The organism is Pseudomonas sp. ADAK2 TE3594 (assembly GCF_053628675.1).
On sequence record NZ_JBRJGV010000001.1, the window covers coordinates 2,578,501 to 2,590,533 of the forward strand.

9 protein-coding genes are annotated in these 12,033 nt (G+C 56.9%); 2 read left to right on the top strand and 7 right to left on the bottom strand.

The genetic code is table 11. The features are described 5' to 3' along the window. Positions 1 to 9 precede the first annotated feature (9 nt). The 3 genes from AB7M22_RS11685 to AB7M22_RS11695 form a co-directional block, all read right to left on the bottom strand. A complete protein-coding gene (locus AB7M22_RS11685) occupies positions 10 to 1,425 on the bottom strand; it encodes an amino acid permease (RefSeq protein ID WP_454186394.1) in 1,416 nt (471 codons plus the stop codon). 112 nt (positions 1,426 to 1,537) lie between these two features. Then, the gene (locus AB7M22_RS11690) at positions 1,538 to 2,563 is read right to left on the bottom strand and encodes an ornithine cyclodeaminase (RefSeq protein ID WP_454186395.1); all 1,026 of its coding nucleotides are present in this window, start codon (positions 2,561 to 2,563) and stop codon (positions 1,538 to 1,540) included. 51 nt (positions 2,564 to 2,614) lie between these two features. After that, complete coding sequence (locus tag AB7M22_RS11695) at positions 2,615 to 3,649, bottom strand: histone deacetylase family protein (RefSeq protein ID WP_454186396.1); 1,035 nt, start codon at positions 3,647 to 3,649, stop codon at positions 2,615 to 2,617. A 120-nt stretch (positions 3,650 to 3,769) separates the two neighbouring features. Here AB7M22_RS11695 and AB7M22_RS11700 point away from each other — a divergent pair, with 120 nt between their 5' ends. Then, the gene (locus AB7M22_RS11700; protein WP_008013211.1) at positions 3,770 to 4,270 is read left to right on the top strand and encodes an Lrp/AsnC family transcriptional regulator; all 501 of its coding nucleotides are present in this window, start codon (positions 3,770 to 3,772) and stop codon (positions 4,268 to 4,270) included. Between the two features lie 54 nt (positions 4,271 to 4,324). Here the strand turns inward: AB7M22_RS11700 and phaC are convergent, their stop codons facing one another. The 3 genes from phaC to phbB all read right to left on the bottom strand — a co-directional run bounded on the left by phaC (position 4,325) and on the right by phbB (position 8,095). Then, on the bottom strand, positions 4,325 to 6,025 hold the full coding sequence (gene phaC, locus AB7M22_RS11705; protein ID WP_454186397.1) for a class I poly(R)-hydroxyalkanoic acid synthase: 1,701 nt from the start codon (positions 6,023 to 6,025) through the stop codon (positions 4,325 to 4,327). An 87-nt stretch (positions 6,026 to 6,112) separates the two neighbouring features. Next, positions 6,113 to 7,291, bottom strand: coding sequence for an acetyl-CoA C-acetyltransferase (locus AB7M22_RS11710; RefSeq protein WP_454186398.1), 1,179 nt, complete (start codon positions 7,289 to 7,291; stop codon positions 6,113 to 6,115). Positions 7,292 to 7,348: 57 nt separating this feature from the next. Beyond that, positions 7,349 to 8,095, bottom strand: coding sequence for an acetoacetyl-CoA reductase (gene phbB / locus AB7M22_RS11715; RefSeq protein ID WP_192344645.1), 747 nt, complete (start codon positions 8,093 to 8,095; stop codon positions 7,349 to 7,351). 257 nt (positions 8,096 to 8,352) lie between these two features. On the opposite strand from phbB, the gene AB7M22_RS11720 reads away from it, so the two are divergent. Continuing rightward, positions 8,353 to 9,390: an AraC family transcriptional regulator gene (locus AB7M22_RS11720; protein ID WP_454186399.1), complete on the top strand. Its 1,038-nt coding sequence runs from the start codon at positions 8,353 to 8,355 to the stop codon at positions 9,388 to 9,390. A 25-nt stretch (positions 9,391 to 9,415) separates the two neighbouring features. Here AB7M22_RS11720 and AB7M22_RS11725 read toward each other — a convergent pair whose 3' ends face one another. Beyond that, complete coding sequence (locus AB7M22_RS11725; protein WP_454186400.1) at positions 9,416 to 11,881, bottom strand: DUF3141 domain-containing protein; 2,466 nt, start codon at positions 11,879 to 11,881, stop codon at positions 9,416 to 9,418. Positions 11,882 to 12,033 lie beyond the last annotated feature (152 nt).

Sequence of the window (12,033 nt, forward strand, 5' to 3'; positions counted from 1 at the left end):
GCACTGACTTCAGCTATGCTGCCTGGCTGTGAGGCCGGCCTGGTTCCTGCTCCTGAAATGTGAGAATTGGTAGGCGATGGCCAACCAAATAAACCATGCAGGCATTACGCACAGTGCAAGACGGGTGTCTGGCCGAAGAGCCAGCAGGCACAGCACAAATGCGAGAAATGCAAGGGAGAACCACGCCATCGGCACGCCCCCAGGCATTTTGTACCGCGATTGCGCATGCAGGTCGGGCCTCGCTTTGCGATAAGCAATGTAAGACGCGAGGATGGTCGACCAGGTAAAGATCACCAGGATGGCTGACACCGTCGACACGATGGTAAAGGCGGTCATGACTTCAGGGATGATGAACAGCAGCAGGACCCCCAGCAGCATCAGAAAGGTCGTGAAGGCCAGGCTGATGAGCGGAACGCTGTTTTTCGACAGCCGTCTGAAAATACCGGGTGCGTTACCCAGGTCGGCCAGGCCGAACAACATGCGGCTGGACGAGAACACACCGCTGTTGGCGGAAGATGCCGCAGAGGTCAGCACCACAAAGTTGACAATGCCGGCCGCCGCTGGAAAACCCGCGATCAGGAACAGTTCGACAAAGGGACTTTTGTTGGGCGATACCTGCTGCCACGAGGTCACCGCGATGATGCAGACCAGGGACAGAACATAAAAAAGGATGATCCTGAGCGGTATGGAATTGATGGCTTTGGGCAACGTCTTTTCGGGCGACCTGGTTTCGGCGGCCGCGGTGCCAATTAACTCCGTGCCCGCGAACGAGAAGATCGCCATCTGAAAGCCGGCGAAGAAGCCGAACAGGCCGTTGGGGAAGGCGGCCTGCTTGTCCAGCAGGTGCGTCAGGGAAGCCGTGACTCCCGTGGGCGAGACGAAGGAACTGGCAATCAGCACCATACTCACGGAGATCAGCGCGACAACTGCGATTATCTTGATGATCGCGAACCAGAATTCAACCTCGCCGAACAGTTTGACGGTGAGCACATTCAAGGCGAACAGAGTCAGCATCATGCCGATGGCGGGGATCCAGGCCGGTACATCAGGGAACCAGTATTGAAAGAACCCGCCAACGACCACTGCATCTCCCACAACGGCCACGCTCCAGCTCAACCAGTATGACCAACCGAGAAAGAAGGCCGCACGAGGGCCGAGGTAGGCTCCGGCAAAGTCAGCAAAGCTTTTGAAGTTCAGGTTAGATAAAAGCAGCTCTCCCATGGCACGCATGACGAAGTAAACAAAAAGACCGATGATCATATAGATAAGTATGATCGAGGTGCCGGACAGGGCAATGATCTTGCCGGAGCCCATGAACAGCCCCGTACCAATGGCGCCGCCCATGGCCATTAGTTGAATGTGCCGATTGCTGAGCGTGCGCTGTAATGCGGGTTGTTCAGCTATTTCATGCATATCTGATTTCATCACAAAACCTCTTGATTTTATGTTTTTGAGTTTTGGCAGATAAATAGTGCGTGTGTTTTATTGTTGTATGTATTGCGCCTTGCAGGGTGAGCACTCTTGCAATAGCGGTTAATCAGTTAGCGTTATCCTCAATCAGCTGATACAAGTTTTTTATATTGACTGGCGTGGGAACAAGATGGATTTTTTCACCGTTCGCGTATTTGCCAGCTTGGTCATGCAAATAACGAAGTGAAGAAAAGTCTTCAAGCGCAAACCCGACCGAGTCGAATACCGTGACTTGCGTGTCATTTTCTCGGCCTGGTTCGTTATCCCGAACGATGCGGAAATATTCGATGACAGGAAAGTCGGCGTCCAGTTGCTGAATGTCGCCTTCAATGCGCGTCTGCGGTTCAAACTCGACAATGATCCGGGCGTTGCGCAGGATATCGGCGTGAAGTTCGGTTTTCCCGGGACAGTCACCGCCAACCGCGTTGATGTGCATGCCAGGCTCGATCATGTCGGGCGTCAAGATCGTCGCGTAGGCCTTGTCCGCGGTGACGGTGGTGATGATATCGACGCCTTTGACGGCTTCATGCACCGAGGAGGCTACGGTGACATTGATGCCGGTATAGCTTTCCAGGTTTTGTTTCAATTTCAATGAGGCCGCACTGTCGATATCGAATATCCGCACCTCGTTGATCCCGAGCATTTCATAAAAGGCAATGGCCTGGAATTCGCTCTGGGCGCCATTTCCGATAATGGCCATGCGTGTCGAACCCTTGCGTGCCAGGGACTGGGCTACCAGGGCCGACGTTGCCGCTGTGCGAACCGCGGTGGTCAGGGTGAGTTCGCTGAGGACTGTGGGGTATCCGCTATCAACGTCCGCCAATACACCAAAGGCCATGACTGTCAGCAGATTGTTGCTGGCATTGGCGGGATGGCCGTTCACATATTTGAATGAATATTGCTTGCCGTCGTCGGTCGGCATCAACTCGATGACCCCGGAATCGGAGTGATTGGCCGTACGTGGGGACTTATCAAAGTCAGCCCAACGGCAATAGTCGGCTTTGATGTAGAGCGCCATTTCCCTGATGGCATTACCGATTCCGATTTTACGAAAAAGCGTCGCCGCATGATCAACGTCTATGAATAGAGTCATATGTGTTCTCTCTGAACTGTAAGTCGAGGGGGTTATATCGGTCTTCAAAATTCAGGATTGTTTACTCTCATATCCATGAAGTACGTTGACCGCATTGATACCGATCTCATCGACCATGTATCCACCTTCCATGACGAAGAGCGTAGGGGCGCCAACAGTGGCGATAATTTCACCCATGCCAAAGAAGTCATCACTTTCCAGAAGAAAATGGCTGATCGGATCGTCCTTGAAGGTATCGACGCCCAAGGAAATAACTAGCAACTCCGGCGAGAAGCTCCGAAGTTTTTTACAGGCATGCATCAGGGCGTTCTGGTAACTCTGCCACGTGGTATTTTTCGGCAACGGATAATTCAGGTTATAACCTTCGCCGGCACCTGTACCGCATTCGGAACTGAAACCTGAATAGTAAGGATAAGAAACCGACGGCTCTCCATGCAGAGAGGCAAACATCACATCATTGCGTTTATAGAAGATGTTTTGCGTTCCGTTACCATGATGGAAATCGACGTCCAGCACCGCGACACGTTTTGCACCTTGGGTCAGTGCATGTTGCGCGGCGATGGCCGCGTTATTCAGGTAGCAGTAACCTCCCATGTATTCACGAGCGGCATGGTGTCCGGGTGGACGGCACAGGGCAAAGGCGCTGTTTTGGCCTTCGTTGATCAACGATAGGCCGGTGAGTGCAATGTCCGCGCTGGTTTTGACTGCATCCCAGGTGGTCGCGGTGATCGGCGAGCCGGCATCCATGGCAAAGAAACCGAGTTTGCCATCAATGAACGCGGGGACTTGTTCATTGGACAAGTCGCGTACCGGCCAGACCAGGGGCAGGGCGTCATGCTCCCGTCCGGTTGCCGTCCATTCGGACCACGCGCTTTCCAGAAAGGAAACATAGCGCTCGCTGTGTGCATTGACGTAGCACGCCCGGTCAAACGTTCGCGGGACGATGATGTCGCCGAGCCCGACGTGCAGGACTCGGTCGCGAACGGTATCCGCTCGGCTTGGCTGTTCGAAGGAAGGTTTGAGAACGCCGTCCTTTAGTTCAGTGCCATGGTGCAGTCGATGAGAATCGCTAAAAATTGTAAGCATTAAAACGCATCCGTCATTGTGGTCCAGTGCCAATAGTTTGTTCTGGTTCGGATGCACTTTCTTTGCTTTTCATTCTCGCTCTGCTAGCGTAATCGGGATTATTTACCCTTGGATGGCGTCATGCAGAAAAAAAATACTCATCGCGCAATGCTTGACGATACCGACCTTTCCATCCTTGCCTTGTTGCAGGAAGACGCCAGCATTTCCAACGCCGAGTTGAGTGAACGGCTGTCGCTAAGCCTGACGCCATGCTGGCGGCGACGTAAGAGACTGGAAGAGGAGGGGGTGATCAAGGATTACCAGGCCAACCTGGATCGGCGAAAACTGGGCCTGGATATTATGGCGTTCGTGCATATTCGCTTTGCCACGCACACTGACCACACTCCCGAAGCCTTTGAGGCCGTCATCATGCAGCTCCCCGAGGTCTTGTCTTGCCACAAGATCACGGGGGATGCCGATTACCTTTTGCAAGTACTGGCCCAGGATCTTGATAGTTACAGTGACTTCGTCGAGAGCGTATTGAGGCGACAACTCGGTATCGCCTCTATCCAGTCAAGTCTTGCGTTGCGTGAAGTCAAAACGACCAGTCGTATCGCCATTCCGGGGCGGACAAAGCAGTAAACCGGCGTTCTGAAACGTTCATCCCCTGAGCCTGGCTGCCCGGACTGGCTCCTCTCATTGCATCACATAACGCCCCGGTGCCGACTCAAGTGCCGGGTGTTGCGCGTTCCCGGTGCTCAGCACTGAAGGTTGGCGTTCGCCGGCGTGTTCGGCCAGCCAGACGAACCAGTCACTCCACCAGCTGCCCGGATGCTGCTGGGCATTCTTGAACCAGGTTTCAGGGTTCTTGGTGACGCGATTATTGGTCCAGTAATGGCGTTTTTCCTTGGCTGGCGGGTTGATCACCCCCGCGATATGCCCGGAAGCGCCGAGCACGAAACGCTTGGTTCCAGACAGTAGCTCGGTGCTGGCGTAAGCGCTTTTCCACGGCACGATGTGGTCGTCATGCGTGGCAAGGATGTACGCCGGGGCGTCAATGGCGCGCAGGTCCAGCTTGACCCCGCAGCAATCCAGTTCGCCGGATTTCAGATCGTTTTGCAGGTAGGTATGGCGCAGGTACCAGCAGTACATCGGTCCGGGCAGGTTGGTGCTGTCGTTGTTCCAGAACAGCAGGTCAAGGGGTATCGATTTCTGCCCCTTGAGGTATTTGTCGACGTTGTAGTTCCACCACAAATCATTGGGGCGCAGCAGCGAGAATGTATTGCCCATATCCTCGCCCTTGAACAGGCCGATGGGGCCGTTGAGGCCGCCGATGGTGCGCTCGCGATAAGCCACCAATTGCTCGTCGACGAAGATGTCGATGGGGCCGGTATCGAGGTAGTCGAGGAAGGTGGTCAGCAGGCTCACGCTGGCGATCTCTTTGTCGCCACGGGCCGCCAATACGGCCAGCGCCGAGCTCAATAACGTGCCCCCAATGCAGAATCCCACGCAATTGGGCCGTTGCTCGCCGCTGATTTCACGGGTCAGCTGCAGCCCTTTGATAATCCCGGTTTCAATCAGGTCATCCCAGGTGGTGCCGGCATGTTCCTGGTCGAAGTTGCGCCACGACATCAGAAATACCGGGTGGCCTTGCAGCAGCAGGTGGCGAACCATCGAATTGTCGGGGCGCAGGTCGAGGATGTAGTACTTGTTGATTGACGGCGGAACGATAAATACCGGGCGGCGGTACTGGGTTTCGCTTTGCGGATAGTACTGGATGAGCTGGAAGAGTTCGTTCTCGAAGACCACTTCGCCGGGGGTGTTTGCCAGGTCAACACCCACTTTGAACGCGCCGGCGTCGCACTGGCGCATCTTGCCTTCCTGCAGGTCGCTGGCCAGGTGCATCAGGCCTGTGAGCAGGCTGCTTCCTTGGGTGTCAACGACCCGTTGCAGCGCATCGGGGTTACTGGCCAGAAAATTGCTCGGCGCGCCGGCGGCGATGGCTTGCTCCGCCAGATAGAGCAAGCGTTGACGCGGTTTCTTGCCGTCGATCGGCAGCTGATCGAGCAGCTTCAGCAGAAAGCCGGCATTGAGCAGATAAAACGCCGCGAGGGAACCGAACAGCGGCTGGCTCCAGTTGCCGCTGGCGAAGCGCCGATCTTCGAAGCTGAAGGGCTGACCGGTCAACAGACGCTGGCCGAGTTCACACCATTGTTGTTGATAGTCCGATTGGAGGCTGTCCAGGGTTTCGCGTGGCAGCTCGAACCAGGCGTTGTAGTCCTGCCCGGTAAACCAGGGATTGGTGCTGACCCAGAGCCTTAATTGTTGCACTGCAAAGGACGCAATGAACGGAACCTGGCCCGACCAGAGTGTGTTTAAGGTATGCGCGTTGTTCATGGAACTCCTTGCCCACATGAATAAACCGGACGGAAAAAGACGCGGCGCCGGACGTCGGCGCCGCGTCTGACAACTCAGCCTGTGTTTCTAACGCTCGATGACCAGGCTGACGCCCTGGCCGCCACCGATGCACAAGGTGGCCAGGCCTTTTTTGCCATCGCGACGGATCAGTTCATGTACCAGCGACACCAGAATCCGCGCGCCTGATGCGCCGATCGGATGCCCGAGGGCAATGGCGCCACCGTTGACATTGACCTTGTTCATGTCCCAGCCCAGTTCCTTGCCGACGGCCAGTGACTGCGCGGCGAACGCTTCGTTGGCTTCGATCAGGTCCAGGTCGTCCAGGCTCCAGCCGGCTTTCGTCAAGACCAGACGGGTAGCGGGCACCGGACCGATGCCCATGATCGACGGGTCCACCCCGGCGCTGGCATAGGCCTTGATGCGCGCAAGTACCGGTAAGCCCAGGGCCAGGGCCAAGGCGGCGCTGGCCAGCATCAGCACGGCGGCGCCGTCATTGAGGGTCGACGAGTTGCCCGCGGTGACGCTGCCGTTTTTCTGGAACGCGGGTTTGAGGTTGCCCAGTGCCTGGAGCGTGCTGTCCGGACGTGGCTGTTCATCGGTGTCAAAGACCAGCGGCTCGCCCTTGCGCTGGGGAATCAGGATCGGGGTGATTTCACCCTTGAAGTAACCCGCCTCGATGGCCGCGGCGGCTTTCTGTTGCGAGGCCGCGGCGAAGGCGTCCTGATCTTCGCGACTGATGCTGTATTGATTCGCCAGATTCTCGGCAGTGATGCCCATGTGGTAGTCGTTGAAGGCATCCCACAAACCATCCTGAATCACGCTGTCTTGCAGTTGCGCATGACCCAGGCGCAGACCGGTGCGCGCCTTGGGCAGAACATAGGGCGCCAGGCTCATGTTTTCCTGACCACCGGCAATCACCAGTTCGGCGTCGCCGCAACGGATCGCCTGAACCGCAAGCTGGACCGCCTTGAGGCCTGAACCGCAGACTTTGTTCAGGGTCAGGGCAGGGGTGGTATGGGGCAGGCCGGCCTTGATCGCGGTCTGGCGTGCCGGGTTTTGCCCGGAGCCTGCAGTCAGCACCTGGCCGAGGATGACTTCATCAATCTGTGCAGCGTCGATCCCGGTCTGTTCGAGCAGGCGACGAATCACCGCCGCGCCCAATTCGGTGGCTGGAATGGCGGACAGTGAACCTTGAAAACTGCCAATGGCGGTACGAGTAGCGGCAACGATTACGACTTCGTTCATGCATGACCTCATTAGGATTCTGTCGAGCGGGAGCAGGGCATCCATGCCCTGACAGGCTTACTGCATGTTCATGCCGCCATTGACCGAGAAGTCGGCACCGGTGCTGTAGGCCGATTCATCGGACGCCAGCCAGGCGACGATCGAGGCGATTTCTTCGGGCTGACCAAGGCGCCCCACCGGTGTGGCAGCGATCATGGTGTCGAGAATGTCCGGGCGGATGGCCGCGGTCATGCTGGTCTGGATGTAGCCGGGGGATACGGTATTGACGGTCACGCCCTTGCCCGAGACTTCCCGGGCCAGTGCCATGGTGAAGCCATGGATGCCGGCTTTGGCCGCGCTGTAATTGGTCTGGCCGAACTGGCCGCGCTGACCGTTGATCGACGAAATGTTGATGACCCTTCCCCAGCCCTTGGCCAACATGCCTTCAATCACCTGTTTGGTGGTGTTGAACAGGCCGCTGAGGTTGGTCCCGATCACCGCGTTCCAGTCTTCTGGAGTGAGCTTGCGAAAGGAGGCATCCCGAGTGATGCCGGCGTTATTGACCAGCACATCGATCGGGCCAAATTGCTCTCGTGCCATCTCGAAGGCCTTGCGGGTCGATTCCCAATCGGTGATGTCGCCGAAGATGCACTCGAACTCATAACCCGCAGCCAGTTGAGTGGCTATCCATTCGTTCTTGCGGGCGGAATCCGAGCTGCAGCCGACGATGACCTTGAATCCTTCCTTGTACAGCCGTTGGCTTATCGCAGTACCAATCCCACCCATACCACCCGTGACCAACGCAATACGACCAAGCGACTTCATACAATCCATTCCTTTCTTTGTTTTGCGTTGCAAGATGGGGGGATTGTTCGGTATTGGCCGGGCGTGCGGAAGTGTTGAGAGGTGACTGTCTGGTGTCCAACGGTGCCATGCCCCGGTGCATGCCGGATGGCGAAAAACGCTGGTTACCTATACTGGGGTCAATATTGACAACTGAACGACCCGTTACTATTTGATTCATTGCAGATCAGTTATGGCTCCGAACAGGACGTTCGGTTCCACAGGTCATTGAGGACGCCATGTACAGAATGAGTTCAGGTTATGCCAGCGTGCTGGCGAATACGCTCTCGGCTCAAGGACTGGATGTCGCCAGTCTGTGTCGGGAGGCTGGACTAGATATGAAGCTTGCGAATAAACCAGGAGCGTTTTGCGAGCGAAGGGCAATCTATCGATTATGGGACCTGGCTTCTCAGGCCTCGGGTGATCCGGACATCGGTCTGAAAGCCTACGGAAACTTCAATCCCGGCACTTTTCAGATCGTCGGCTACACCATGATGTCCAGTCTCAATCTGAAAAAAGCGCTTGAACGGCTGGTTCGCTTCAGTCCGTTGATAGGCACCGGATTCAGCCTTTTTCTTCTACCGGAACAGCAAAACTACCGCCTGTCCGGACTCGATCATCAACAAAGTGGCTCGGTCAAACCACGCCAATACAGTGATGCCGGGTTGGCGTCATTGCTGGGGTTCTGCCGTTGGTTGGCGGGCAGCAAGTCACCGCAGCCCTTGAGTGTGGATTTCACTTATCCCGAACCTGAAGACACCTCCGAACACCGTCGCCTGTTTGGTTGCGACCTGCATTTTGACGCGGCCTACGACAGCATTGTGTTCGACGGGGAGGAGTTGCAGCGCCCCTTGAGCATGGGCAATGAAGCGTTGGCGGTGCTGCATGACAGCTTTGCCGAGGCGCAACTGGACCTGCTGTTTGGTTTTTCCATTGTCGGCAGGATTCGGGCGCTGGTTACCGAGCGCTTGAGTCAGGGGCAGGGGCAATGCGACATGGAGTCGATCGCTGCAGCCTTGAACATCAGCAAGCGAACCCTGCAACGCGCCCTGGAAAAAGACGGGACCCAATTCAAGGATGTGCTGAATGCCGTACGCAGGCAATTGGCCGATTTCTATCTGCGCCATTCTCACTTCAACATGAAGCATGTGGCCTATCTCCTTGGTTTTCATGATCACAGCAGCTTCAACAAAGCCTGCAACCGCTGGTTTGACATGACGCCCGGTCAATATCGGGCCGATGAATCGTTTGAGATGAAGGTGGCCGCACCGGTCTGACACGGCCTCCCGTCAGCGTTCAACATTATTTCACCGGAGGTTTTTTTACGGCTTTCTTGCCCTTGGCAGGTTTGCGCACTGGACTCACCACCTTGGCGATGGGGTCAGGGGTCACTGCGGGGATTTTCTGCTTGATCGGCTCAGGGATGAGCGCCGGGATGGCTTGCTTTATCGGCTCTGGCGTTATCGCCAAGACTTTCACTTCAATGGCACCGGATGCACCGGGTGGTTGGGTCAGGCTGAAACCTGGCAGTGGAACGTCGAGTAGCGTGTGCAGCTCACACCAGCATGGGTTGTTTGCGCCGCTGGTCAGCAGTTCGGGCAGCAAATTGGCAACGGCCGCCAGCACTTGTTGGCGCTCTTGGGCCTGAATCAGCATCAAGGGCAGGCTGTGCAGGCTTTCTTGCGGGTGGGTGGCGACCAGCAGTTTTTGCAGGCGCAGGGTTTCGCGCAGATCAAGCGGCGTGGCACTGTAGTCTTGGAGCAGCACCTGCAGTTGCAGGATCAATTTTTCGACGCTTTCCTTGCCCGGCTCGTCGCTGTCGCGGCCCAGCAGGAACAGGATCCGTATCAAGGCTTCCATCAGACCGCCAAGGGGCAGGGCATCCTGCAGACGCTCGGTCAGAACCTGGTCGTGCTGCTTGGCGTGTTCCTGCAGATTTCGCCCGGGTGCATTGCCGGCGAGGCTATTGAGCACGCCATACACGCCGTAGAAACACATTTCGTGAGCCGCATCACGCAGGTCCCGATAGCCGTTCAAGGCGTCCTGTACCTGGTTGGAAAACAGTTCTTGCCAGGCCAGCAACGGGTTGTTCTGGCTGGCGGGGTAACGATCCTTGCTCACTTGGGCGGCACTGCCAGCCAGCCACCACAGCGCCGGGTTCAAACTGCTCCAGGCCACTTGCTGCTGATGGAAAGGGTGCGCGCGGCGCAGCATTTCGGCGCTCGGTTCGTTGATCAGCAGGCGCAACCACGGGCGTATGAATTCGTCGTACACGCTGTTGTTGATGGCGGATGCGCGCTGCACCAGCGCGAATTCGCGATCGTCATCACGGGGCGGCTGCACTTGACCATGAATGTCGGCGATACGCCGGGGCTCGAAACGCACGGCATAAGGCGTCGCCGAGTGCTCCGGCAGGTCTTCGATCAGCATTTCATAGAGCCCGGACGGCAGCGCATTGATCGCATCGACCGCACCCAGCAGCTCACGGTGCTCACGCCGCGCCACTTCACCGGACACGAAGATGCCCAGGTGACCGATGCTCGCATGTCGCAGGTAAACGATGGTGCGCCCGGCATTTTGCAACGCGAGATCGCTGGGGTAGACGTCGGTGATCCAGTCCAGCGCCTGCTGCGGGGAGGTGATGTTGTCGCCATAGGAACAGAACACCACCACCGGCACTTCGATCAATTTGAGGTCAAGCCCGCTGCTCTTGCGCCCCAGGCCACCGGACAGCTGATTACCGATGAACAGGTCGTCGACAATCATCTCGATTTCTTCGCTATTGAGCAGGGTCGGGCTGCCCCACCAGCGTTCGAAATCCAGAAAGCGTGCGGCCTCGCTGTCGACTTCACTGAACAGGTGGTAGTACTTGCCCCACCAGGTATTGGCCGGGTCCAGGTTTTCGAAATTGCTCACCAGCCAGGTGCCGTCGAAACGGTCATTACCGAGGTCGCTCCCCAGTCGCGCCATCCAGCCACCGCCCAGCAAACCGCCGGTGTAGCGCATAGGATTGCGGCCATTGACGCCGGCCCAGTACGACAACGGCGCACCGTTGACGATGATCAGCCCCGGCAACTCTGGTCGAGTGGCCGCCAGACCCATTAACGCCCAGCCCGCTTGGCAGTTACCAATGACGACAGGTTTGGCGCTGTCCGGATGTCGAGCGCTGACGACCTCGATGAACCGTGCCTGGGCGTGTGTGATATCGGCAAGGGTTTGCCCTGGGCGGGGCGAGTGACTGAAGGCGATGAAGTAGGTGGGATGGCCGGCTCTCAGGCTTTCGCCGATGACCGAATCCTGTTTGAAACCGCCGATCCCCGAGCCATGACCGCCGCGGGGATCAATGATGATCACGGGCTGTTTTTTGCTGTCGATCTGTTGCCCCGGGCCGCCGAGGATTTGCAACAACGAATAGTTGACCGCACGAGGTAGGTCTTCACCAGCGACCAGCGTTTCATGATTGAACTTGAGCAGCAGCGGATACCCGGCGCGTTCGTGGGCCAGGGTGTTGTCGCCGCGCTGACGCAAGGTGTCCCAGAACAGCACGCTGCGTTGGCCAAGGTCCGTGAAGTATTCCTGCCAGTCAGCCGGTGTCGGCTGTCTGAGTTGCCCAAGGCTTAAAGGCGCGAAAGTTTTTGCCTGGCGCTTCTGCACGGCGTCGAGGACGTTGTGGGTATTGAGGCGTTGCAGATGATTAAGGTGTTCGAACAAGCCGGCGGGTTCGCTACGCGCTTCATCTTGCAGCGCAATATATGCTTCCTGACCCATGGTAATCTCCTGCTGCTATGCATGGGAACCTGCGCATCTGAACCCTTTAATTAAAGAGGGTCAGGCGGGCCGTTCGATGAGCAGGAGTCTACAGCGAATAAGGATGGCGTTAGCAACGTTTATTTTGCACCGCACAAAAATAGGCATTGCCA